We start from the raw sequence: 23,924 nt of genomic DNA, 5'->3' as shown, positions 1-23,924 counted from the left end.
AATAGCCTTGATGAATCTTGCTTGTAGCTTAGTTTCATCTGATCGATCAATACAAAAAGAACTATCCAAAGGACGAAAGAAGACTATGAACTGGAAAACACTTTCTTTAATTGCTGGTCTGATTTTAACTACCAGTCTCACTGCTTGCTCTAGCAGTCCTGCAAGCAACAATCAAATTGCTCCTGAAGCCTCTCCTGCAATGAGTAAAGACAAAGGTGGCGATGCAATGGGCAAAGATGCGATGGGTAAAGATAAAGCCGGCGATGCAATGGGCAAAGATGCGATGGGCAAAGATAAAGCCGGTGGTGCAATGGGCAAAGATGCGATGGGTAAAGATAAAGTCGGCGATGTAATGGGCAAAGATGCGATGGGTAAAGATAAAGCGGGTGACGCGATGAAAGAATCGCCTGCTTCCACCAAGCCCTAGCCACAGCTTTGCATCTCACTTTTCTTGTACTGGGTACTAGGGACTGGTAAACCAGGAAAATCCTGATTCCAATCCCTATACTTTGGTGCTTTGATCTCAACAGGAAAAATTCTGATGAATCACAACCTGCTTCGCCGACGTCAGTTACTTTTTTATCTTGGGTTAGGGGTTGTTGGAATTGGTGCAGCTACAACATTTTCCAACTTCAGAAAAGTGAATGCCCCTTCTATATCTCCTGCAAATCGGAACAATACGCAAGACTCGGAAACTATTGCAGTGAAACCTCCCGCAGCCAAGAGTTTGCCAGAGTTTCAGGGGATAAGTCAGTGGCTTAATTCTACACCTTTGTCAATAGCTGACCTCAAAGGCAGTGTTGTTCTAATACAGTTTTGGACTTTTGCTTGTATTAACTGCCAGCGTACACTACCCTACATCACAAGATGGCATCGGCAGTATGAGTCGCAAGGACTCAAGGTAATTGGTATCCACACACCAGAGTTTGCTTTTGAGCGAGATACGAACAATATAAAAAAGGCGTTACGACAACACCAAATTACTTATCCGGTTCCAGTTGATAACGAATATAAAACTTGGAACGCTTACGAAAATCAGTATTGGCCCCACATGTTTTTGGCTGACCGTCAAGGCTTGTTGCAATATGACCATGTTGGTGAAGGGGCATACGAAAAAATAGAGCAAACTATCCGCCAGCTATTGGGGTAGAAGGAATTATGACGACTTCTACTCTATCAATCAGTCTGGCGTTACTGGGGGGAGTTCTGAATGTGCTTTCACCCTGTGTTTTACCGATTTTGCCTGTGCTATTGGGGCGATCGCTCCAATCCCATACTTATGGGCCAGTAGCACTGTTAGGGGGATTAATCACTGGTTTTGCACTAGCAGGTAGTTTACTAGGGATAACAACAAGCTGGTTTACAGGCTTGCTTAATTTATTACGCAATGGAGCGATCGCACTCCTTTTATTTTTGGGATTACTCGCTATTTTCCCCACCTGGAGTTACCGAATATTTAGTTATATTCCAGTTGGTAAGTGGGCTAAAAAAACTCCACGAATCGGACTCATGGGAGAGTTTTGGCTAGGCACTCAGTTGGGGCTTTTGTGGACTCCCTGTGCTGGGCCGGTTTTGGGGGGAATTTTAGTACTAGCAGCAGTTAATCATCAAGTCACAGGTGCATTTTGGCTACTGGTTGCTTATGGAATCGGAACAGGTTTGCCTCTTTTGGCGATCGCCTACGGTGGACGAGTTCTCAGCCAAAGAATTCTCAATATTCGCTCCCATAGTGCGGCTTTGCAACGGATTGGTGGCGTAGCGATCGTGGCTACGGCAATTGCTATTCTTCTGGGTTGGGATGTCCAAATACAACTTTGGCTGGCTCCGTTCTTTCCTACTCAATCTCTATAAGACATGCCAATTTTAGATTTTGGATTAGAAGACCCAATCCGAAAGTCTAACTGGGAACAATCTAAAAATCTCAAATCCAAAATCCAAAATTGGTATGACCTCATCTAAACGCAAAATCCGCTCAACACCAAGTCAGACTTTCCTATCAAAAACCTTTCACTGGATTAATATCATCAGTCTCATCTTGATGATCGCTAGCGGGCTGCAAATCTATAATGCCAATCCGGTATTTGGAGGGCGTGGCGGTTGGCATTTTCCCGATCTTCTGTTGCTAGGAGGTTGGTTAGGGGGTGGTAGACACTGGCATTTTGCTGCTATGTGGCTGTTTTCGCTGAACTTACTTTGGTATGGACTTTATATTTTAGTCACTCGTCGCTGGCAACGTCGCTTTGCCGATAGTGGTGACTTAAAAGCATTGCAAATCAGCCAGAACCCAAAGCGCAAGAACTACGCATGGCATCGGCTAGTTTATACTGCTATCATTCCAGTGCTGCTGCTGGCAATCTTGAGTGGTTTGGCGATGTACAAACCTGCCCAACTGCATTGGCTTTCCGGGCTATTTGGTAGTTGGCAGACTCTACGCACTGTTCACTTTATCACTGTCCCCACAGTCATACTGTTTACAATTGCTCATTCCTTACTTGCACTGAAGGTAGGAAGCATCCGTCTAATTAAGTCTATGTTCCTGTAGAGGTTCTATGAGTTTGATTCTTCCCAAACATACCCTATCCCGTCGTCGGTTACTGCAACTATCTGGACTTTCAGGGGTAGGCTTTCTTTTAGGTGGCTGTGGGACAAATTTGTTCTCAGATAATGTGCAGCAAATATCTGAGCCACTAAACCAAAGTCTTGAAGCACTCTTGCTAACTCAGAAACCTGTACCTGAATTTCCTGTCAGTGCCATAGAAGCAGATAAATTGCTGGTTAATACCTTTGACTTCACCCCGCAAATTGATCCAGCGCAGTTTCGCCTGACGATTGATGGTGAGGTTAGTAACGCGATGCAATTGAGTATGGCAGATATTCAAAAACTTCCCTTGACTTCAATGGTAATTCGCCATGTCTGTGTTGAAGGCTGGGCTGCGATCATTCAATGGGGAGGTGTACGATTGCGAGATTTAGTAGCACTGGTACAGCCGAAGTCAAACGTCCGCTATGTCTACTTCAAATCTGCTGATGGCTACTATGAAAGCTGGGATATTGCCTCTGCTGTACATCCCCAAACTCTCATGGCTTATCAAAAAAATGGACAACCCTTATCAGTTGATAATGGTGCGCCTATGCGCCTAGCATCCCCAATTAAACTGGGCTATAAGCAAAGCAAGTGGGTAACTCAAATTACATTCGTCAGCAATTTGTTGCCTATTAAAGGCTATTGGGAGGATCAGGGCTATGAGTGGTTTGCAGGGTTATGAGGTAGGTAAAAAGCTAATTTACATCGGGTTTAACGCCTAGCGATGTTTAACGACAAGCCGCTTTTCTACGAGACGCTACGCGAATGCGTCTACGCAATTGTGCAATCAACCGTGTAGCCCTTTGTCTTTCTTGTTCAGCCCGTTGACTTTCCTGTTCTGTAGAAGTTAATACCCGTGAATGAGCATTGGGGAATGGGGAAGAAGCAAGAGAGCGGGGAGCAAGGGAGAAGAATTTTCCCTCGGCCTCTTTGTCAATGCCCAATACCCAATCCCCAATTTCCAATTAAACCTTGATTTTGGCGAATAAAGACTCGTATTGTTTTATTGCTGATGGGGATAAGGGAAGTAAAAATTCACTTTTATCGAAAACGCTGCGATCGCTCTGTAATATGCTCCATAATGGTTCTTGGATATCGGAAGCGGCAATATTTGTAGAAATTGGCGAATTACTTTTGGTCAGTACCGAAATTTGTTTAGCTGTACTTGCTTGCCAACAAAAATTAATCCATTGATCTGATAAAGTACCCTTATTAATTCCTGCGGGACGTACCCATAAGTCCGCCCAGATTGCTGTTCCTGACTGGGGGATAACTGCGTCAAGTTGCGGATAACGTCCCAGAACTGGTAGTACATCGCTTGACCAACCAACCGCGAGCCAAGTGTCTTCCATAATTAAAGGTTCCAAGTAGTGATTGGAACTGTAAAACTTCACCTGTTGATTTAATGTCTGTAATTCCTTTTCCAAATCTGGTACTTGGTCAAGATTCTCTGTATTGTAAGATTTTCCGAGCTTCTTTAAGACCAAACCAATAACTTCTCGTGGTTGATTGAGTAGGGAAATGCGCTCCTTCATTCCATCTCGCCACAAATCACTCCAATCTTTGGGTGTCCATCCCAATTTTTGCAACTTGTCGCGGTTATAAACAATCACTGTGCTACCCCAGCGGTAAGGCGCACCCCACACCTTCCCTTGAGTATCCAAGTTACCTTCATCGTTGCGGGTTACTAATTTCTTCCACCTTTCATCTAAAGCAGACCATTGCTTTAATTGGTTTCCCTGTACTTCTTGGAGTGGTTGAATCAATTTCTGTTCAATAGCTGCTTTTAGCCAGTAATCTCCCAATGTCACTAGGTCTGCCTCAGCTGCTTTTTGACCTTGCCTAAAGGGTATAAAGCGACTCCATCCCTGCTCATCGGTGGCTTTCGGTTTCTGCTGCCAACTTTGTAATTGCTGAAATAAATCCTGTATTTGCTCAACTGGAGCAAACTTTAACTGCACCTCTTCCTGCAAACCTTTGTGGAACTGATTCACCACCTGACCAGGTATAGAACCTTTTAATAGCTGTACTTTTAGTTGCGTCTGGTTGTTTCCACCACAGCCAAAAAGCAGTTGCGAAAGTGCCAGTGTGCTTGTACCTAGCAAAAAAGACCGTCGATCCATTGATTTTGGATTTGAGATTTTTGATTATACCTAATATTAAGCAGAGATTCACCAGAGGCTGACTAGCTGAAAAAGTGGAGTTGGAAAATTAGCAATATTTTTTCTTGACAATACCGATAATTTGGAATATTTCAGTCTGATTAGCCAGTTTTTAGGCAAATCACTACCTAAAGATTAATTTTTCTGCATAAATTTCCTTATAGGTACTTATGGTAAGATTTTACTTTTATTTAGAAGTAATAATTTAAATGTCACATTTCCAGCAAAAATTATCAATACTTAAATAATCCATAAGTATCGTTAAGATTGGGAGTAAATTGAATAACATAAAGAAAATATTTGGATAAAGGTATTAAATGGAGCTATTACAGCAGCAGATCCTGACTTTAAGCCAAAAGCTGGATTCCCTGTGCCAAGTAATTGAGCAGCTTGATGGTAAAGTTACTCAAGCTTTCTCAGAGTGTTCTTTAGCGAATACACAAGCAAAGAATAATTATCAGGAAAATGGCGCGACTGGGGGCTACCAGTTCAAAGGACGTATAAGTTTAAATCCAGAAATGGAACACAAGGATGTATTGATAGATGGCATTTATCTAGACATGCATCGTCAAGGTGGAGATAACATAACACCAGAAATTCAAATACAACGACTGACAGCGCAATTAACAGCAGCCTACAATCGCATTGCTGCTTTAGAAGAACAATTACTTAGAGAGAGAATTCATTAAATTTAACCTGAAGTTCAACGAACTAAAAAAATGGATTCGAGGTAGGTAAGACAAGCCTTTAAGTTCAATGTCGAGTGATGGGTTTATGGACATATACTTAGATATAAGCAATTAATCCAGCCATCAATCAAATTGATAAAAAAGTTAAACACACTATTACATATATTTACGTAATAGTGTGATATATCTACCTATAGGTTTTTAGTATACACCTCACGATAAAACAAAAAAACCAACCCTAACACTGGTGTCATTAGGGTATTGTATAGTTCAAAAACCAAGATTTTCTTATTAATCTGCGTTTTTATCATTAGTGTTTTTAGCATCTTATGATCAAATTGGTTGATGACAAGCCATAGGTAGTCGAACTTTTTTTAAAGGGTTGGCACAGCTATTCATCATAGAGCGATACCTTCTTTACGAGACGCTTCGCGAACGCTAACGCAAAACTTTTTGGTCTACTGAAATTGCTAGAAAGACGCTCTTACGCACAGATACACAGAAAAGACCTCTCCCTGGTTTTACTACATAGTAAAACCAGGGAGAGAGACAGACTTTAATCTTTAGTTCAAGGCAGTACTTAGCCGTTCAAGTTGGGCTTCAATGGCTGCCAAAAGTTCGTGTTGCTGCCAATCTTGGCTAAGATGGGCGGCTATGCAAGCTGCTCCAGCACCCATACCTTCTTTGACAAAGCCCTGCTCATAAGCTCTCAGTTGGGGATAACGAGAATCAGCAAAGCTCAGATGAGTTGCTAATAGGGGAGGGATTCCTGCACTCTGAGTTAAGCTGCTTTTTCCTAAGTTGAGGGCTAAGTCAACTGTAGCACCAGTAGGGTCTTCTGCCACCCAGCGGGTTGTGCCTACAACTACTGCTTCTGGTTGCCATGATAAGGCGTAAGCTTGAACGATCGCACGGATGAGCGCATAAACCGCCAGCATTTGCGTCCCTCCAGCAAGCATTACACCACAACTACGACTAGCTGCGATCGCCATTCCAGCTACCACTACTTGCATAGGATCGCCCACGGCAGCGACGAGTTGTAGAGGATCTATAGAATTTTGGCTTTGAGATTGGAGGTTTATCTTCTCTAGTCCAGCTTGCACTAGTGCCCACTTTTGCGTGTGGTTACAAATAGGGTGGCTACTGTTAACTTTTCCAGTAGCTTCTATACCTAAACCAGTTAAGATTGCCAGGGCAGTTGTAGTGCCGCCGACGACGCACTCACCAACAATCAGATACCCCTGTTGGATACTGGCGGCAAGGCGTTCTCCCCAAAGTAGCCCTTGTTTAAATAAGTGGTGTACTATTGTGATTTCCATAGCAGCACCTGCACTTAAACACTTAGCAGAAGCACCACCCAAATCAATTACTGGCACAGCAGGAGACTGGGGTAAACCAGCATTAAATAAATGAACTGGTATCTTTAGTGACTCAAAAATAGCGCGAGAAATCAGCACAGGTGAAGCCCCAGCCGCTAATGGTGGTAGGGGATATTGGGCTTTATGTTCTGGGCCGTAATACAAAAACTCGGCATCGGCACAAGCGGTATATTTCCGATCCTCTGGAGTCCGACCAGCTGCTGAAATTCCTGGAATTAAACCAGTTTCAGTAAATCCTAAAACACAAGCAAATACGGGTAGATAACCACGATACCGTCGTAGCCATTCTTCACCCTGTTCTTTTTGGGTATAAATACGAATTTGGGAATTGGGCATTGGGAATTGGGCATGGGGCATTGCTGATTAGTTAGGACTCATCATTTAACCAAAAACTAATGACTAATGACTATCCGTCATAATCCATGAGGACTTGCACCCAGTGTGGTGGCCGGGGAATGGGGTTGCCCAGGCGGTCAAAAAGTAACCATGCTGCCAGGTGTACCACAAAAAGGTAGATAAAGTTGTTGAGTACAATTAGAGCGATCGCTCCTACTTGAATCAAAAATACGCTGGGACTCGCTAACAAACTTAGCTTCAAAAATACCCACTCAATGAACTCAGTCACCTGGGTAATTACATAAATCCACAAATCTTCACCTGACAAAACAGACAGCAACCACAGCCGAAAAAAGACTCCCAAAGTACCCAACAGCGTACCCAAAGTGATAGAAACAATCCAGGGAACACGCCGACGATACCACGTCGCCCCCAAAAGCACGCCCATGAACCCATAGGGCATGACAAACAGTAAACTGCGGGCTGGCCCCATCAGTACCGTCAGCAGTAACCCAGAGGTGAGTGCTGCCATCCATGCCGCACGTTTGCCCCAACGCAGATAAACTAGAGCGATCGGCACCGGAAAAAATATCCGCAAAACTGGGCCCAAGGGGAAGTAGAAATTAATAAACCAAATTAAGCTAGCGGTACTGGCTAAAAATGCCGTTTCCACCATCCTTAAGGGTGCATCAGCCTTGAGTTGAGGAGGCATTAACTGCTGTTCTTTGTCTAACCAATGATTCTGAGGAGTTGGAGATTCAGGGGATGGATCTTCCTCCGGCTGATCTGGCAGAGAATCTAAAATACTCATATTCTGACAAGTTCTTAAACTGGGAATTGGGGATTGGGGACTGATTGTACTAGGGATTGGGAAGATGTGAATGGGGATTCATACCCCAAGCAAATTTTAAAAGAATTTCTTCCCCAGTACCCAATACCCAGTACCCAGTCCCGGAGCGTCCATTCTTCGCCAACTTTTCTTAGCTGTTTGCGTAGCGTCTCGTAGAGAAGTTGAGGAAGAATGGGCGCGACCTGTTAAACGATCATTCTTTCCAAGGCTGACAAATCAGGAATACAAATAGTGTCTTGATCCCGTTTAATCAAGCCTTTTTTTTCTAGCCTTGTCAATACTCGTGTCACCGTTTCCCGCGCCAGTCCACTCAAACTACTCAATTCCCGATGAGGTAAATTGGGGATTTCAGTTCCTGTTTGTCCTTTTTTTCCCTGTCCTTCTGCCAAAAATAACAACGTATCTGCCACCCGTGACTGGCTATCAGATTCCCGCAGCCGCAATCGGCGATTTACTTGCCGCAAACGTCGTGCCATTAGTTGCGCCAATCGAACTCCCGCCAAGGGTTCTATCTGAAGTAACTTGACAAAATCCTGAGCAGGCATACTGCCAATTACCGTTGGGGCTAAGGTAATCACATCTGTGGATCGAGGTACTTCATCTAGCGCCGCCATTTCGCCAAACAATTCCCCTTTGCCAAGAATATTCAGCGTTACCTCTTTTCCTTCCAGATTGTAGGTGCGAATTTTTACCCATCCGTCCATAATAAAATACACCGAACCGCCCCAGTCATTTTCTAGCAGAATTACCTGATTGGCTGGGTGAGTGCGGGTGACAAGATGGATTAGAGCTGATTCCACAGCAGTTTCTGGCAACCCTTGAAAAAAGGGAGCCGAGGTGATCATCCAGGGATTAGCCTGTGCTTGCAAGCTATATCGGTCTTCCATTACGACATCTTTATTCAAGCTGCTATGTACATACAACAAACAAGAGCGCCATTTTTAGCCTAAGCTATCATCGCACAGCTCCCTTTCCAAGAGAAAACTAAACTATGCTACACAAGAAAGCGACAAGAACGTTTTTCTAAATAATCTTTACCTATAAGTTTAAACGGGGTAAAAGTTTTGCAAAAAGTAGTTTATAGCCTGCGGTTGTATTGCTTAGGGGCTAGCTGCACTGCAAACTTGATAAGTTAAGAATATAGGCAAACAACATCAATGATACTAAAGGGAGTAAATTATTGCTCAGGTATTTTAGCGATTTTCAAAAATAGGCAACCAATGACCTGCAAAACTAAGCTTCTCATACAAATGCTGACTGAAGATTGCCACTACTCCCAGTAATCCATAACATAATGACAGTCACAAGTCCCAGCAGCGGCTTTTGCCACTCAAAACTTCTCCTATGGTCGACGCTGCGCGTAGCAAGATCCCCATAGGGGTGCGGTGATTGTAAAGTAATTGTCACATTAGTTGACATAATTTTCTACGTAAGGTGATGAAAGTGACTTCCAGTGCAGATGAAATTCAAAAGCTGATCGCAGACATTGACAACTTGCTTGCCAGTGGTGGCAAGCGCTTATCTAGATTTCTGTCTGGTCAGGCGCAAGAGCCTAAAGAAGTTTTAGAACGAATTCGCGACTTCTTGGTGAGGTTACAAGAACAAGAAGTATTAGAGAGCGGCATCTCAAATCAGTCTTCTGAAGAACCGCAATCGCCTTTGTTAACAAAATTTATTGTTCGCGATCATAATCAGTATCCCCTACCGCAACTCGAACCTAGTCAGGAACAGAGTAATGTTGGCGCGGGACAATTAAAAAATGAATTTTCGAGATTGATTCAGCCATTGCGATCGGAATTAGAATTGCTCTTGCAAGAGCGAGCCACCCTCATCCAGGAAATTCGGCAGCTAGAACAAAAGCGTTTGCAAAACTACTCCTTAGCGCAGCAGTTGACAAACCAGGAGCAAATGATTACCGAATTTTTACAGGTACTCATGAGTCGTCTTGTGCCAACTTTAACGCCACTGGTAGGACAGACGGGGGAAAATTCTGTCAGTTCTTCAGGAGCAACTAATCATGCAACCTTTGCAACTCAACCTTTTTTAGAATCACCAGACAGTGTGGAGCGGTTAACCCAGCTGGCCAGGGAGTTGGATCAACGCCTCTTATCACTAGATGGGACGGTAAATGTAGTCTTTGAGGCACTACAGCGCAACATTAATACCTATTACGAATCCCTATCTCAAGCACTGGCAAGAATGCATAGCAAGGGGATGCAAGGTGAACAGCTGATGACCAGCTTTCTTAATAATTTGACCCAGCATTTGCAGCAAGAATCCCCTAGTTCCCAGCCATCTTTCCTGGGAGGAGAATCTGAGACACTACCATTGGCTGTCCCAGCCGAGATTGCTGCTGAAGTTGCACCCCAACCTTTGGAGCTTATAGAGCCAGAAACTTCATCTCCACTCACTATTAATTCTGAGCCACAGGAGACTACTCTCACAGAGGATCTAGATGCGGCACTGTTACAGCTTGGTTTAGACTCGTCTGAATCTTCTGAAACCCCGACCGAATTACCGGAAGATATTTCTGCGTTAATTGGTGACGAAGTAGACCAACTTTACGCCAGTTTGTTTGGTGCTGGTAATCTTAATAATCAAAACCTCGATGTTGCCACAAATGACTTATCTGCTTCCACAGCCTCCTCATCACCGTTGAACATCGCCCAGACCCCACCTGTCACCCCAACCGTGGATTCTGCGGTTGTGACACCAGATACGGGTCTTTCAACCCAAGAGACTTTAGTCGAAACCACTGATTCATCAGAGCCACAGGAAGAACTATTTTTTGAAGAGGAGACTGACCTAAACTCACCTCTTAGCTTTTCTACCCCACAAAAAGACACTTTCCCGATACAAGTCGACACTCAGCCAGCTAGTGTTGATACAATTAATACCCTAACTGACCTATTGCCTGATACAGGTAGTAAGCAGCAACTGCTGGAAGTATCATCCTCTGTGGATAATAATGCCACAAATACAGCAACTGACCTATTGCCTGATATAGGTAGTGAGCAGCAACTGCTGGAAGTATCATCCTCTGTGGATAATGCCACAACTACAGCACCAGTTACTCCACAAGTAGCAGAAATTGCGTTGGCAAAGCCTACCGTTCGCGTAGCGTCTGGCACAGAAGGTGTCGCCATATCGGAAGTATTAATTAGCGATGAGCAGCCAGAACCGGCTTCAGATAACTACATTGCTGCTTCGCCACAAGAAAACTTGCTTTCTATTGAGTCAAACCAGGCTCCAGGCGTACCTGATATTTCCCTAGATGAAGAACAGTTGCAGCAATTAGATCGGGATTTGGCTAATTTTGATCGGCAGCTAAATTCTGAGTCGCAGCCAGTTACCAACTTGGATCTTTTCTCGGAAACAATTGCTAATACTCAAGATACAATCCCCACAACTTCCTCTGAAAATCTCCAAATAGTAGAGAATACTTCAACTGCGGCTTTTTCCAGTTTGGCAGTTACTCTGGTAGAAACTGAAAAAAAAAAGGAAGTCACAACTCCTGTTCAAGAAAATTCTTTACCATCAATTTCCAACTCCATAAATAATCCAGAAGTTTCGCCTAATGTTCTAGAATCAGTCTGGTATTTAGGAATTGATTTAGGTACAACAGGAATTTCTGCTGCATTATTAAATCGCTCGACTTTTGTTGTACATCCTATCTACTGGTCAGCAGAAAATCCACCGGGAACAACTTCCTTCCAGCAATCATTTCGTTTACCAACAGAGGTTTATCTGCCTACAGCTTCTGTACCCCAAGGTGAAAACGAAAGTATAGAGACACACGAGCAGACAACACCTGCGGCTGTTGCCCAAGATAAAGTGCCCGATCGCTCGGCCACTACTCCTGCAACACCGAGATCAATAGCAGATTCGACGACAAATAATCTCTACTCGGCGCAGTTGAAGCCTTATCTACAAGTAGCCATTCCCTACAAGAGTGAACGACAGAAATGGGAACCTGTTTTGCAATTAAATGAATTTTCGGCAGGGCCTTTGATTTGGGTTGTGCGATCGCTCTCTAAGTTACTATTAACCCTCAAATCCGAAAAAACAAGTACCACCCCTAATTTAATGGCTGCCGCTGTTGGAATCAGCGAACAAAATTTTCCCAAAATCATTAATAATATTGCTGGTGTCATTTGCACCTGTCCATCTAGCTGGTCGGAACAATACCGCTTTAATGTGCGGGAAGCTTTACTCACTAGCAAACTCATCCAACATCCGCAGCAAGTCTTTTTTGTCGAAGAAGCGATCGCTAGTCTACTCCCAGAACTCGATGCTGCTAATGGTGAGCAGGTAAAATTAAGCGATGCTCAAGGTTCTCATCCAGCAAAAACGAGCGAACATCCCATTGTTGGCAACACCCTTGTGATTAACATTGGGACAACTGCCACAGAAATGTTGCTAGTAAATCTACCAGAAACCTTGCAGCAATTGACATACAATGATTTCATGCTGCACAGTTTTGCTTATGCTGGCAAGGGAATTGAACAAGATATTATCTGCCAGTTGCTATTGCCACCTAAATCTCGGCAATCACGTCCAGAAACACCAAGCGATAGCAAAACTACCACGAGTAATCCTTGGCAATGGCAACCCTCAATTCCCGGTTTAGACCAAATGCGTTGGCACAGTTTAGGGTTAGAAGAATTAGAACTACCCAGAGTCGGAGAACCTGATATCTCCACTCGGATTCGCCTCCAGCAGCGTCTAGAAAGTTCTCTACTGGGACAGGCGGTATTAGATGCAGCATTAGCCCTAAAGCTGATTTTGCAACACCAAGACTCTTTTACTTTGGAATTAGCCGATCAACAGTGGATTTTGCAGCGACGAGACTTAGAAAGTCAGGTATTTATCCCCTTTGTTCGCCGCCTCAACCGAGAACTCAACAAGTTATTGGTAGCTCGTGGCATCCCTACAGAAGCAATTAATCAAGCTATCCTGACTGGTGGGGTGGCTTGTATCGGGACGGTGAACCGCTGGTTACGGCAAAAACTTCCCAGCGCTAAGATTATTCAAGATTTATATCTCGGCGAAAACGGCGCTCCTAATTGCAGTCGGGTTGCTTATGGTTTGGCGATGCTGCCTCTACATCCCCAGATTTTAGATATACCCAGGCAACAGTACACTGATTATTTCCTATTTACAGAATTGCTGCGGCTGCTACCAGACCGACCCTTATCTTTTGGTGAAGTTATCCAGTTATTTGAGGGTCGTGGAATCAATACTCGGACTTGTCAGCAACGGCTGCTAGCTTTTTTAGAAGGTGAACTACCTTCGGGTTTGATACCTTCAGTTACAGAATCAACGTGGCTTACCCAGAGTTCACAAGAAAATCCTGAGTATCAGGCGATCGCCACAGCACCACTTTTTGAAAAACAAGGGAGTCTCACCTATCGTCCCAATTCCCAACAACTGTTGTCTTTGCGTCGCTATTTAGATGCGATCAAGGCTAGTAATCAGCAATCACTGGAGGAACCATATACGGTGAATTTTGCCTTTGAAGTTCATCATTGAGACTAGTACATCAGGCTAGAAATAGTGATCCTACTCAAAATTCTAAATGCTTACCTTATAAGCATTTAGAATTTTGCAAAGTACTACTGGGTACTCCAGGAAAGTAACTTTTTGGATGTGTACCGTAGTAGGATCTTTTTTATGGGATGGGGAAAATACTGTAGATTTACAATCGATCACTTTAATTGAAAGATTCTGTAAATTTTGGGTTTTTGCTTTTTATATTGATTAAGTTCTGTGTATATTAACACTCAGTGGTATGACAACAGCAGTAAAAATCGCTTAAAAATCATATTTATGTCGTCTACACTACTGATGTAAAAATTCCTGTTATAAAATAAGTTAGCCCTTGTGAATAATCTTTATCTTTATTCAGTTAATTGTTTGCAACAGCCTTCACACCCGTCAACTTTGAGCGTGAGAAAACGATTAATTGACATTGTTGGAGCCATTGTAGGGCTGATTATTACATTTATGGTAGCAATTCCTGTAGCAATTGCTACCTTTATTCATGAGCCAAGTCCAATATTTTATTCCCAAATTCGCTGTGGTTTGAACGGAAAGACTTTCCGCATCTGGAAATTCCGTTCCATGATCGTCGATGCCGATAAATTCAAGCATTTGGTTGAGAATCAAGCCAAAGGTCACATCTTTAAATCTGTTGACGATCCTCGCATTACTCCTGTAGGTAAATTTTTGCGGCGTACTAGCTTGGATGAATTCCCTCAATTTTGGAATGTTTTGTTAGGGGACATGAGTTTAGTTGGTACTCGTCCACCTACTCTTGATGAAGTCAATAATTACGATCTACACCACTGGGATAGATTGCGAGTCAAACCAGGCATTACCGGAGAATGGCAGGCTAATGGGCGCTCCAGTGTCACAGATTTTGAAACCATTGTCAAAATGGATATAGATTATCAACACAAGTGGTCTGTAACTTATGACCTGAGTCTGATTATTAAAACTATTTGGGTAGTATTTAAAAAGACTGGTGCTTATTGAATTTGGGAATGGGGCATTGGGTATGGGGGCAGAGGGGCAGAGGAGCAGAGGAGCAGAGGAGCAGAGGGGAAAAACTTACTACAACTTCTCCTCTGCTCCCCCGCTCCCCTGCTCCCCTGCCCCCCCTGTCTCCCCTGCTCCCCTGCCTCCTTCAACCCTTGACGCCGCTACCTGTTTCTGTGGGTACAATATAACGTTGTAAAAACAGAAATAGTAATAATACTGGGGCGATCGCAATCACTGAGCCAGCAGCTACCAACCGCCAGTCAAGAGAAAATGTCCCTGCTAGCTTTGCGACTCCTAAAGGAAGAGTGTATAAATTTTCGTCTTGGATGACAATTAAAGGCCACAAAAAGTCACTCCAAGCACCAATAAATACGAAAATCGCTAAAGTTACCAGTGCAGGGCGAACTGCTGGTAACATAATATGCCACCACAAACCTAACTCTGAACTGCCATCCATCCGGGCGGCTTCTTCTATTTCTTTGGGGACACTCATGAAAGCTTGACGCAACAGAAAAATACCAAAGGCAGAAGCTAAACTCGGAAAAATAATCCCTAAATAAGTATTTCTCAAACCCATCTGGACTGTCAAAATATAGAGGGGAATCATCACGATTTGGAAGGGAATCATAATCGTAGAGACGATCGCTACAAAAATCCAGTCTCGACCCACAAATGACAATCTGGCCAATGGATAGGCAGCCAAGGCGCAAAACAGTAGATTTAAGCCCACAGTCAGTACTGATACCAAGGTACTGTTGTATAGGTATTGTCCAAAAGGTAAAGAGTTCCACACACTAGAGAAGTTATTTAGTGTCGGTTGACTGGGTAGCAATTGTGGCGGCGACTGAAAAATATTTTCCGTTGGTGATTTTAAGGCTGTACTAATTAGCCATAGTAAAGGAAAGAGCATCAACAGTGCGATCGCTCCCAACAGTGCATACATTAGAATCTGCGATCGTGATTTTTTCCAGTTCAGCATTTTATTAATATAGGAAATTATCTTTTTTGAAAATTAAATAATGATCTGCTCAAATTAAAAAGTCTTAACTGTTAAAATTTCAGCAGCGGGACATACTGAATTGAGTCAGACATAGCTTTACTTGAGAATTTTATTAACTTTATCCTAACCTATCATCAAAAATCTGTTTAAAACAATTAACTTAATTCTGTTATTGAATTTATTCACATCTCAATATAATTCAGTCTCTTCACTTTCTGAACTACCTAATTCTTCCAGAAAATCACAGAACTCGTTGTTTATTTTTGCATCACGTTCTTTTACATCACTCCATATTTGACTATTGTGAATGATATCTTGTGCTTCAAGAAGACAAATACCCAAAGCATTTTTTAAAATCCCAATTGATTCGGCTTTTGAATAATTAGTCAATCTTAAAAACTTAATAACAGATTCTTTGTCAGCAGATTCAGTCAACATTTTATTCAACTTTTCAGTTAGTTCATTATCTTTATTCATAGTTTATCCCCAATTCAGAAAAGGAATTATGTTACACAAATTAAATATTTATCATATTCTGAAGCCAGTATACTTATAAAAACCATCTATAGCAGTCTTAAAATCACGTGAGTTCGATGAACCTCTCCGAAACGGAAAGGGAGGAGAAACGAAAAATTAAGCTTTTTGCTCCCCTCTGGGCGTCGGAGAGGGGCTGGAGGAAAGGTCAAATAAGACTTGTCGAACTCACGTTAAAATCATTCCTTAAAAACAAGATTCCTGGCTTATTTAAAAAGTCGGGAATCTTGGTATTTCAATTTTTACTAATCCCATACAATTAGTATAAAGTCAGCTTCTGTCTGCACAACTTTCAACGGTTCTTCTTGCAGTTTTAAGCAAATTCATAGTAGTTAATCTTCAACCGCTACATAAGGTTGTGGTTCCCGCGAACGTTGGGAAATTTGTTCTCGTCGATACTTTGCAAGTTCGCTGTAAAGCCTCTTACGAGAGAGATTTACACTTCCAACAGGCTCATGGTCTAGCAGTGTATGCCAAGGGGAAAATAATATACCCTCATCTAAACGTTTGCGTTCTTCAAAGTCAAATTTCTGGCTGGGAATGTGGACAGTCGCAACTTTAATAAACGGTGAATCTGCTTCTTGCCATTCCTTAACGTGGTCTTCAATAGGTGTTTTGTCATCATCTACATAAAACTGAATTAAAAAGTCAAAAGACGCTTCTCGACCTTCTTCAGTCAAATATTTTACCAGCGTTTCTCGAAGGTAATTTTCTGATTCTGGAAGTGTTTCTGGTGGTTGTTCAGGCTGTTGAGATTTGACAGATAATTTGACAATACGACTACCAAATTTAAACGGAGCCATGCTCCAATATTGAATCAAAAGCGGATTTCCTACCTTTTGGCTGCCAATTTTTTGCAAGATAGCAAATGCGTAACCAAGTTCTTCCAGCCGTTCTGGGCTGAGTTGTCCACTACCTGCTTTGGAAAGATCAGCGTAATCACGAACGTCTTTGGCCAAAAAAGTAGGATAATTGTTGAGTATAAAATCTTGAGTTTTTTCTTCATCATCCAGCACTTTCTGCCCTTCCACATTCATTACCTTGATGGCGATACCACGAACATCAGGCTGGCTATCGGAGTGGAATTTACCACGTTTTTCAGGCGAACCACCACTAGAAAAACGAATCCATGCAGGATAGGTTTGGGGCGTTTTGAACAAACCTACTCTCAGGTCTTCAGGAAGATTGGGTTCAATAATGAACTCTCCCCAAAGGAGTCCATGACTTTTACTATGAATTTGGCGGAGGTCTGGGCCTGTTTTTTGTTGAGCTTGGAGACTACTTGCGATAATCTCGTCGATTATTGCTTCTTGCTCAGTGGTAGATGACGTTGGATTAGTCATAAAACATTTGATAATGTGTCCTCATTATCCTGAATCCTGGAACCTTTATGAGTCAATCCGGTTTCCGTACAAATAGCTTGTAGTGGTTTATCCCAAGGTTCAATCAGTATTTGGGACAAATAGGCAAAATCAAAGACGATTCCGATGGTTGCCTTTGTTTGCCACTGCGGTAAACTGAGCAAGCGATCGTAATATCCACCGCCATAACCCAAACGATATCCTTGATAGTCGCAAGCTACACTGGGGACGAGAATCAAATCTACTTCGGCAACATCTAATAGGGGGGCGTCGGGGTGGGGTTCAGTTATGCCATAAGCGCCACTTTGGACAGAATCGTTAGGTGTCCAAATATGCCAACATAAGGATTTATCAATGCAACGAGGAAATCCCCAACGGGATTTGGTGTTGGCAAATAGGGGACTAAGGTCAGGTTCTTGGCGAAAGCTGAAATAAGCGAGTATTGTTTTTGCTTGGGTAAACAAAGTAGAGTTTTGTAAATGAGAGCATAAGCGATCGCTTTTTTCTCTCCATTCTCCAACGGACATTGATTGACGTGTTTTCAGTAGAGTGCGGCGCAGATCTGCTTTATTTAGTTGATGATTAACTTTGTCCATAAAAATTTATATCGTCAAACAAATAAGCTGGGCATCACCCAGCTTATACCACCCTACATTCACCAGTACATCGTTATGCAGCGTGTTGACGATACCACTCAATGGTATTCCTTAGCCCTTCTTCAAAGCTCACCTGAGCCGTGAAATTAAAGGCTTGTTTGGCCCGTTCAGTATCTAAACAGCGGCGGGGTTGACCATTAGGCTTGTCAGTTTGCCACACAATTTCACCCTTAAACTCCATCAATTCGCTAATTAGAGTTACCAAATCAAGGATGGAGATTTCATAACCTGTTCCCAAGTTAACTGGTTCCGATTCGTTATAGAATTGAGTCCCCATAACAATCCCCCGCGCTGCATCTTCTGAATACAGAAACTCACGGGTGGGACTGCCATCACCCCAAACGGGAAGTTGCTTTTCTGCTTTGATTTGGGCTTCGTGAACTTTGCGAACTAATGCTGGAATGACGTGGGAACTTCCTGTGTCAAAGTTATCTTCTGGGCCATATAAATTCACTGGTAGTAAGTAAATACCATTAAAGCCGTACTGCTGGCGGTAAGATTGTAATTGGACTAAAAGTGCTTTTTTAGCAATTCCGTAGGGAGCGTTGGTTTCCTCTGGGTAGCCATTCCAAAGATCATCTTCTTTGAATGGTACTGGAGTAAATTTAGGATAAGCGCAGATAGTACCAACACATACGAATTTTTCTACTCCAGCTTGATAGGCAGCGTGAATTAGCTGGGTTCCCATGATCAAGTTATCGTAGAACAACTCTGCGGGTTTTTCCCGGTTTAGACCGATGCCACCGACATGAGCTGCTAGGTGAATAATTATGTCTTGCTGGTCAACTGCACGTTGGCTATTTTCCCAAACACGCAAATCAGAATCGTGCGATCGCGGTATTGTAATCTTCTCACGATCAGCCCCTGCTTTACATAGTTGATCTATCACCTGACGACCTAGAAACCCCGACCCACCAGTGACGAGAATACGTTTATTTTTTAGTTCTAAGGCAGTCATATTTTTATCCTCTGTGGTGTAAATCAGAAGTGCAAAGCGCCCAGTTGTTGACGAATAGTCGCAATATCAGCTGGAAATTGTGAACCATTTCCATTGGGTGAAGTGTGTCCCAATGCTTGTAAGTCTGCTTCTACCATTAGGGAAACTAGTTCTTCAAAGGTTACTGATGGTGTCCAGCCCAAATTCTGCCGTGCTTTGGTAGAATCGCCAATCAATAACTCTACTTCAGATGGACGGAGGTAACGCTCATCAAATTCTACATAATCTTGCCAATTGAGATTCACATAACTAAATGCCAGTTCCAAAAACTCGCGTACCGAGTGGGTTTCACCAGTAGAAATTACGTAATCGTCTGGCTGGTCTTTCTGCAACATCAACCACATTGCTTTAACGTAATCCTTCGCATAGCCCCAATCTCGCTTGGCGTCTAGATTACCCATATAAATTTTTTTCTGCTTACCAGCAACAATACCAGCCACTGCTCTAGTAATTTTGCGGGTTACAAAGGTTTCACCCCGCCTTGGTGACTCGTGGTTAAAAAGTATGCCGTTACAAGCAAACAAATCATAAGACTCACGATAATTTACAGTTTGCCAGTGGGCGTAAACTTTCGCACACGCATAGGGGCTGCGGGGATAAAAGGGTGTTGTCTCAGTTTGAGGTATTGCTTGTACTAAACCATACATTTCTGAAGAACCCGCCTGGTAAAATCGTACCTGAATACCAGTCCGATGTTGGTAGTCTCGAATTGCTTCTAACAGACGCAACGTTCCCATTCCTACAGCATCTACCGTGTATTCTGGTGAATCAAAGCTGACTCTGACATGAGATTGAGCGCCGAGGTTGTAAATCTCTACTGGCTTGACATCTTCTAAAATGCGCCGCAACGTTGTACCATCCGTCAAGTCGCCGTAGTGAAGAAACAACCGCACTCCATCTTTGTGGGGGTCTTCGTAAATGTGATCGATGCGGTCTGTGTTAAAGGTAGAAGTCCGACGAATGATGCCGTGAACCTCATAACCTTGTTCCAACAAAAACTCACTTAGATATGAACCATCTTGTCCAGTAATACCAGTAATCAACGCTCGCTTCTGTTGCGTCATGCTCAGTTATTCCTTATTGTCTTTAGATTAAAAAGTTACAGTCAATCTGATACAACCTAGCAGCTAATTGCTAAATTGCCTAATGGGAAACCTACGAGTTCTTGTCTTTAGAAGACTTTTTCCGTAAATAAATATACTTAATAAAAAGTAATTTAACACGTAAGCCCAACCTTAGATAGATCAAGATCGTTTAATCATGTATATTTTTTCTTTTACCAGATAGATCAAGATTATTTTTATAGCTGTTATTTTTTTGTCAAAACTTCATATATTTCTGGTTTTGTGAAGACTTAATAAAATAAATATTTTAAATTAGACTTATGGCAAAAATCCGAATCAACGTAAAAATAACCACAAACACATACCTCAGAGAAGTCTGAGTTAAGTAGAAAGGCACAAATTATAGAAAGAAAAATGAGCAATCGTTTAGTCTGAGGGGAAGAATTAATACTTAGGGGCATTAATTGCCCCACAGAATCCACCCTAAGTAGTTACTCAGTATGCCCCGTTATTTTTGGGCAAAATGACCACATCAACAGTTTTCAAGATGATCCATAAATCAAGCCAGAAATTCCTAAATTTGACATAATGCAGGTCTATTTGGACTCGCCGAGGGTAGGGAATGTCATTACGCCCAGACACCTGCCACAAACCAGTAATTCCTGGACGGATTGTTAAAATCTCATCAATGTGACAACCGTATTTTGGCAGTTCTTCTGCTACCAAAGGTCGAGGGCCGACTACACTCATATCCCCTTTTAAAACGTTCCAGAACTGGGGAAATTCGTCTAAGCTAGTAATTCGCAAAAATCGACCAATTTTGGTAATTCGGGGGTCTTGTTTTAGCTTAAAACTGCTCTCAAATTCTTGTCGCAACTCGGGCGATGTTTCCATCATTTGCATGAGGATTTCGTCCGCATTGCTTACCATTGTTCGGAATTTAATACAATTAAACGCTTTGTAATTTTTCCCTACCCGTTCCTGGACATAAAAAATTGGGCCTTCTGAGCTAAAGGCAATCAGCAAGGTCAAAATTAAGTAGACGGGGAAGAACAAAATTAATACCGACAGCGAAAACACTATATCGAACAGTCGTTTGGCAAACTCTCCGTTTAAACCCTGAAAAGATAAACCTTTGGGCTTAACTTTTGGCGTCTTTGTTTTTTGACCGCGTTTTAAGAAAGTACGCGTAGACGCTCTAGTGTCTTGCCGTACGCCTCGCTTGCCGGAGAGGAGTGAGCTCTGGGCAGTCATCATACTCCTTAATAATCCACACCACACATAGTCCCAATATTAAAGCCAAAATGAGGTTCTTCTGGGGGGAAATTGCCAAAAGCCTAAAAAAATAAGACGTTAACCAAGACCATCATTGCAAAAACGGTCTTTTTTCGTTGCACTTGTTTACAAAATCTAGATAACGATCTGCAAAGATTTGCGGTGAAAACTGCGCGGCGTGCGATCGCATATACTCGGAATTGAACGAACCCTCATACATTTCAAACTTTTCTACTGCCTCCACCAAAGCCGCCTCTGTTTGCGTCTTGAAAAATATACCTGTCCCTGTATCCGCATCAGAGCGGATATCTCGCACTGTTTCTAAAGCACCCCCTGCACCGTAGGCAATTACTGGTGTGCCGCAAGCCTGTGCTTCCACTAGGGCAATCCCAAAATCTTCACAAGCTGCATACACAAACGCTTTAGCCCTAGACATATATTTTTTTACCACATTATCGGGTTGCCAACCGAGTATTTGGATATTTGAGTTGGCCATCTCGCGAATCTTGTTCATTTCATCTCCTGTACCAATGACTACTAATGGTCGTTTTAGTTGATTAAAAGCCTTGACAATCAACGATATTTGCTTGTAACTCACTAACCGGGAAACTGTCAGGTAAAAGTCCTCTTTCTCAGATAGAAACGGAAATTCCGCAATATTCACTGGTGGGTAAATGACTGTTGCTTCTCGCCGATAGCAACGCCAAATCCGCCGAGCTGTATGCTGCGAGTTGGCAATGAAGTAATCAACGCGATTGGCACTCAATACATCCCACTGACGCAAGCGATGTAATAAATATCGCGTCATCCACCCGGGAAAACCACTACCCAGTTTGCTGTGGCGGAGATAATCAAAAGTCAAGTCCCAGGCATACCGCATAGGGCTGTGACAGTAGCAAATATGCATCTGTTCTGGAGTGGTAAGGATTCCTTTGGCAACAGCATGGGATGAAGACAGAATTACGTCATAATGCCGTAAATCAAGTTGTTCAATTGCCAAAGGCCACAAAGGCAAGTATTTTTGTACACCGTTGCGGGCATAGGGAAAGTCCTGAAGAAACGTCTTGCCAATCTGACGTTTATATAAATAACTTTCAGGATTGCTAGATTCAAAATCTATCAGAGCATACAAATCAGCATCAATGTGATTCAAAATTTCTCGTACAACGAGTTCTGAACCACCGGTGGCTTTGGGTGTCAGCCACTCATGAACCAGAGCATATTTCAAGGGCACAGCTAACTTGAATAAATGGAAAATACAAAGGCCAACTTGATGACGTTAACTGAAAAGTTTCCCTTTGTGATTAATTAATGGGAAGCGCCCCAGATTAGCACATAAGACGGAATCTTTCCCTGAGAGGTTCCAGATGGATGCTGCAACCTGATAATCTCAGATTGGGGAATGGGCATTGGGGATTGGGCATTGGGCATTGGGCATGGGTTATTCTCCTTGTCTCCCTACTCCCCAATCTTTTGACGACAACTGATATAGAAAGGGTGAATTTATGCGAATTCTGATTATGGGTGGTACTCGGTTCATTGGTGTCTATTTGACTCAACTACTAGTGAAAAAAGGACACGAGGTAGTGCTGTTCAATCGTGGGAATCGGCCAGCACCTTCTTTAGAGGGAGTAGGACAAATTATAGGCGATCGCACAGATGCTACTCAATTAAAGGCAAAGTTATCACAAGAAAACTTTGATGTCATTTTTGACAATAACGGGCGCGAACTTACTGATACTCAACCACTAGCAGAAATTTTTCAAGACCGAGTACAACATTTTGTGTATATGAGTTCTGCGGGGGTTTATCTCAAATCCGATCAATTACCACACATAGAAGGCGATGCTGTAGATCCCAAAAGTCGCCATAAGGGTAAACATGAAACAGAAGCTTATCTGACTCAATTGGGATTACCCTTTACTTCTATTCGTCCTACTTATATCTACGGGCCTCGTAATTATAATGAGTTGGAAGGCTGGTTTTTTGACAGAATTGTGCGCGATCGCCCCATTCCTATCCCTGGAAATGGCTTGCATATCACGCAGCTAGGTCATGTAAAGGACTTGGCACAAGCAATGACTGAGGTTTTGGGGAATAAACAAGCCATAGGACAGATTTATAATATCTCAGGCGATCGCTTTGTCACTTTTGATGGTTTAGCCCGTGCTAGCGCTGTAGCGGCTGGCAAATCACCCGATGCTGTCAAAATTGTCCACTACGACCCGAAAAAGTTTGATTTCGGCAAGCGCAAAGCATTTCCGATGCGGGTGCAGCATTTCTTTGCTTCGGTGAATAAAGCGCAAACAGAATTAAACTGGCATCCTGAATATGATTTGATTTCTGGTTTACAAGACTCTCTAGAAAATGACTATTTGGCTAATGCAAAAGATAAAGCTGATGTTGATTTCTCTGTAGATGAGGAGATTTTACAAGCGTTGTGAGCAGTAGCCAAGGCGAATAGAATTCGCGGCTACACTGGCATTGTCCGCCT

Annotated in this window: 22 protein-coding genes; 9 read left to right on the top strand and 13 right to left on the bottom strand. The window is 42.7% G+C overall.

Features of this window, described 5'->3' with window-relative positions:
* The first annotated feature begins 85 nt into the window (after positions 1-85).
* From HWQ44_RS23620 to HWQ44_RS23600, 5 genes are all read left to right on the top strand, one after another.
* The gene (locus HWQ44_RS23620; RefSeq protein WP_292723801.1) at positions 86-427 is read left to right on the top strand and encodes a hypothetical protein; all 342 of its coding nucleotides are present in this window, start codon (positions 86-88) and stop codon (positions 425-427) included.
* A 114-nt stretch (positions 428-541) separates the two neighbouring features.
* Positions 542-1,150, top strand: a complete 609-nt coding sequence (locus HWQ44_RS23615; protein WP_292723798.1) for a thioredoxin family protein — start codon at positions 542-544, stop codon at positions 1,148-1,150.
* An 8-nt stretch (positions 1,151-1,158) separates the two neighbouring features.
* Positions 1,159-1,851, top strand: a complete 693-nt coding sequence (locus tag HWQ44_RS23610) for a cytochrome c biogenesis CcdA family protein (protein WP_292723796.1) — start codon at positions 1,159-1,161, stop codon at positions 1,849-1,851.
* A gap of 94 nt (positions 1,852-1,945) precedes the next feature.
* The gene (locus HWQ44_RS23605; RefSeq protein ID WP_292723793.1) at positions 1,946-2,542 is read left to right on the top strand and encodes a cytochrome b/b6 domain-containing protein; all 597 of its coding nucleotides are present in this window, start codon (positions 1,946-1,948) and stop codon (positions 2,540-2,542) included.
* Positions 2,543-2,549: 7 nt separating this feature from the next.
* Positions 2,550-3,266, top strand: coding sequence for a molybdopterin-dependent oxidoreductase (locus tag HWQ44_RS23600; protein ID WP_292723791.1), 717 nt, complete (start codon positions 2,550-2,552; stop codon positions 3,264-3,266).
* Positions 3,267-3,312: 46 nt separating this feature from the next.
* Here HWQ44_RS23600 and HWQ44_RS23595 read toward each other — a convergent pair whose 3' ends face one another.
* Together HWQ44_RS23595 and HWQ44_RS23590 are read right to left on the bottom strand one after the other, a co-directional pair.
* Entirely contained in the window at positions 3,313-3,549 is a 237-nt protein-coding gene (locus HWQ44_RS23595) for a hypothetical protein (RefSeq protein WP_292723789.1), read from the bottom strand.
* Positions 3,550-4,707: an extracellular solute-binding protein gene (locus tag HWQ44_RS23590; RefSeq protein WP_292723787.1), complete on the bottom strand. Its 1,158-nt coding sequence runs from the start codon at positions 4,705-4,707 to the stop codon at positions 3,550-3,552.
* A 356-nt stretch (positions 4,708-5,063) separates the two neighbouring features.
* Here HWQ44_RS23590 and HWQ44_RS23585 point away from each other — a divergent pair, with 356 nt between their 5' ends.
* The gene (locus HWQ44_RS23585; RefSeq protein WP_292723786.1) at positions 5,064-5,435 is read left to right on the top strand and encodes a hypothetical protein; all 372 of its coding nucleotides are present in this window, start codon (positions 5,064-5,066) and stop codon (positions 5,433-5,435) included.
* A gap of 563 nt (positions 5,436-5,998) precedes the next feature.
* On the opposite strand, the gene cobT is transcribed toward HWQ44_RS23585, so the two are convergent.
* The 3 genes from cobT to HWQ44_RS23570 all read right to left on the bottom strand — a co-directional run bounded on the left by cobT (position 5,999) and on the right by HWQ44_RS23570 (position 8,887).
* Positions 5,999-7,150, bottom strand: a complete 1,152-nt coding sequence (gene cobT, locus HWQ44_RS23580) for a nicotinate mononucleotide-dependent phosphoribosyltransferase CobT (protein ID WP_292723831.1) — start codon at positions 7,148-7,150, stop codon at positions 5,999-6,001.
* A gap of 70 nt (positions 7,151-7,220) precedes the next feature.
* On the bottom strand, positions 7,221-7,961 hold the full coding sequence (locus HWQ44_RS23575) for a DUF2232 domain-containing protein (RefSeq protein ID WP_292723784.1): 741 nt from the start codon (positions 7,959-7,961) through the stop codon (positions 7,221-7,223).
* 224 nt (positions 7,962-8,185) lie between these two features.
* Positions 8,186-8,887 carry a Crp/Fnr family transcriptional regulator gene (locus HWQ44_RS23570; RefSeq protein WP_179065484.1) on the bottom strand — a complete coding sequence of 234 codons (702 nt, stop codon included), beginning with the start codon at positions 8,885-8,887 and terminating at the stop codon, positions 8,186-8,188.
* 556 nt (positions 8,888-9,443) lie between these two features.
* Here HWQ44_RS23570 and HWQ44_RS23565 point away from each other — a divergent pair.
* Both HWQ44_RS23565 and HWQ44_RS23560 read left to right on the top strand, forming a co-directional pair.
* Complete coding sequence (locus HWQ44_RS23565) at positions 9,444-13,532, top strand: hypothetical protein (RefSeq protein WP_292723778.1); 4,089 nt, start codon at positions 9,444-9,446, stop codon at positions 13,530-13,532.
* 351 nt (positions 13,533-13,883) lie between these two features.
* On the top strand, positions 13,884-14,537 hold the full coding sequence (locus HWQ44_RS23560; RefSeq protein WP_292723776.1) for a sugar transferase: 654 nt from the start codon (positions 13,884-13,886) through the stop codon (positions 14,535-14,537).
* Positions 14,538-14,688: 151 nt separating this feature from the next.
* On the opposite strand, the gene HWQ44_RS23555 is transcribed toward HWQ44_RS23560, so the two are convergent.
* The 8 genes from HWQ44_RS23555 to HWQ44_RS23520 all read right to left on the bottom strand — a co-directional run bounded on the left by HWQ44_RS23555 (position 14,689) and on the right by HWQ44_RS23520 (position 22,664).
* Complete coding sequence (locus tag HWQ44_RS23555) at positions 14,689-15,522, bottom strand: carbohydrate ABC transporter permease (RefSeq protein ID WP_292723774.1); 834 nt, start codon at positions 15,520-15,522, stop codon at positions 14,689-14,691.
* A 210-nt stretch (positions 15,523-15,732) separates the two neighbouring features.
* On the bottom strand, positions 15,733-16,020 hold the full coding sequence (locus tag HWQ44_RS23550; protein ID WP_292723771.1) for a hypothetical protein: 288 nt from the start codon (positions 16,018-16,020) through the stop codon (positions 15,733-15,735).
* 389 nt (positions 16,021-16,409) lie between these two features.
* Complete coding sequence (locus HWQ44_RS23545) at positions 16,410-17,420, bottom strand: catalase family protein (protein WP_292723770.1); 1,011 nt, start codon at positions 17,418-17,420, stop codon at positions 16,410-16,412.
* Positions 17,417-18,034 carry a 5-formyltetrahydrofolate cyclo-ligase gene (locus HWQ44_RS23540; RefSeq protein WP_292723767.1) on the bottom strand — a complete coding sequence of 206 codons (618 nt, stop codon included), beginning with the start codon at positions 18,032-18,034 and terminating at the stop codon, positions 17,417-17,419. The genes HWQ44_RS23545 and HWQ44_RS23540 overlap by 4 nt, the downstream gene beginning before the upstream one ends.
* Positions 18,035-18,107: 73 nt before the next feature.
* A complete protein-coding gene (locus HWQ44_RS23535; RefSeq protein WP_292723765.1) occupies positions 18,108-19,052 on the bottom strand; it encodes a GDP-L-fucose synthase in 945 nt (314 codons plus the stop codon).
* Positions 19,053-19,075: 23 nt separating this feature from the next.
* The gene (gmd, locus tag HWQ44_RS23530; RefSeq protein ID WP_292723763.1) at positions 19,076-20,155 is read right to left on the bottom strand and encodes a GDP-mannose 4,6-dehydratase; all 1,080 of its coding nucleotides are present in this window, start codon (positions 20,153-20,155) and stop codon (positions 19,076-19,078) included.
* A gap of 495 nt (positions 20,156-20,650) precedes the next feature.
* Positions 20,651-21,409 (bottom strand): sugar transferase, encoded by a 759-nt coding sequence (locus tag HWQ44_RS23525; RefSeq protein ID WP_094342755.1) that lies wholly within the window; start codon positions 21,407-21,409, stop codon positions 20,651-20,653.
* 112 nt (positions 21,410-21,521) lie between these two features.
* The gene (locus HWQ44_RS23520) at positions 21,522-22,664 is read right to left on the bottom strand and encodes a glycosyltransferase (RefSeq protein ID WP_292723761.1); all 1,143 of its coding nucleotides are present in this window, start codon (positions 22,662-22,664) and stop codon (positions 21,522-21,524) included.
* 271 nt (positions 22,665-22,935) lie between these two features.
* On the opposite strand from HWQ44_RS23520, the gene HWQ44_RS23515 reads away from it, so the two are divergent.
* Positions 22,936-23,874, top strand: coding sequence for an NAD-dependent epimerase/dehydratase family protein (locus tag HWQ44_RS23515; RefSeq protein WP_292723759.1), 939 nt, complete (start codon positions 22,936-22,938; stop codon positions 23,872-23,874).
* Positions 23,875-23,924 lie beyond the last annotated feature (50 nt).

Origin of the sequence: Nostoc sp. JL34 (assembly GCF_017114945.1) — a bacterium.
Taxonomy (GTDB): domain Bacteria; phylum Cyanobacteriota; class Cyanobacteriia; order Cyanobacteriales; family Nostocaceae; genus Nostoc.
The sequence above is the reverse complement of the archived record's forward strand: the minus strand, read 5'-3'. Positions and strand labels throughout refer to the sequence as shown.

Coding starts and splice junctions, on each gene's coding strand:
- HWQ44_RS23600 (WP_292723791.1), top strand. CDS start 2,550: ATGAGTTTGATTCTTCCCAAACATACCCTATCCCGTCGTCGGTTACTG.
- gmd (WP_292723763.1), bottom strand. CDS start 20,155: ATGACGCAACAGAAGCGAGCGTTGATTACTGGTATTACTGGACAAGAT.
- HWQ44_RS23620 (WP_292723801.1), top strand. CDS start 86: ATGAACTGGAAAACACTTTCTTTAATTGCTGGTCTGATTTTAACTACC.
- HWQ44_RS23585 (WP_292723786.1), top strand. CDS start 5,064: ATGGAGCTATTACAGCAGCAGATCCTGACTTTAAGCCAAAAGCTGGAT.
- HWQ44_RS23590 (WP_292723787.1), bottom strand. CDS start 4,707: ATGGATCGACGGTCTTTTTTGCTAGGTACAAGCACACTGGCACTTTCG.
- HWQ44_RS23515 (WP_292723759.1), top strand. CDS start 22,936: ATGCGAATTCTGATTATGGGTGGTACTCGGTTCATTGGTGTCTATTTG.
- cobT (WP_292723831.1), bottom strand. CDS start 7,150: ATGCCCAATTCCCAAATTCGTATTTATACCCAAAAAGAACAGGGTGAA.
- HWQ44_RS23545 (WP_292723770.1), bottom strand. CDS start 17,420: ATGACTAATCCAACGTCATCTACCACTGAGCAAGAAGCAATAATCGAC.
- HWQ44_RS23535 (WP_292723765.1), bottom strand. CDS start 19,052: ATGACTGCCTTAGAACTAAAAAATAAACGTATTCTCGTCACTGGTGGG.
- HWQ44_RS23525 (WP_094342755.1), bottom strand. CDS start 21,409: ATGACTGCCCAGAGCTCACTCCTCTCCGGCAAGCGAGGCGTACGGCAA.
- HWQ44_RS23555 (WP_292723774.1), bottom strand. CDS start 15,522: ATGCTGAACTGGAAAAAATCACGATCGCAGATTCTAATGTATGCACTG.
- HWQ44_RS23605 (WP_292723793.1), top strand. CDS start 1,946: ATGACCTCATCTAAACGCAAAATCCGCTCAACACCAAGTCAGACTTTC.
- HWQ44_RS23575 (WP_292723784.1), bottom strand. CDS start 7,961: ATGAGTATTTTAGATTCTCTGCCAGATCAGCCGGAGGAAGATCCATCC.
- HWQ44_RS23615 (WP_292723798.1), top strand. CDS start 542: ATGAATCACAACCTGCTTCGCCGACGTCAGTTACTTTTTTATCTTGGG.
- HWQ44_RS23610 (WP_292723796.1), top strand. CDS start 1,159: ATGACGACTTCTACTCTATCAATCAGTCTGGCGTTACTGGGGGGAGTT.
- HWQ44_RS23540 (WP_292723767.1), bottom strand. CDS start 18,034: ATGGACAAAGTTAATCATCAACTAAATAAAGCAGATCTGCGCCGCACT.
- HWQ44_RS23550 (WP_292723771.1), bottom strand. CDS start 16,020: ATGAATAAAGATAATGAACTAACTGAAAAGTTGAATAAAATGTTGACT.
- HWQ44_RS23570 (WP_179065484.1), bottom strand. CDS start 8,887: ATGGAAGACCGATATAGCTTGCAAGCACAGGCTAATCCCTGGATGATC.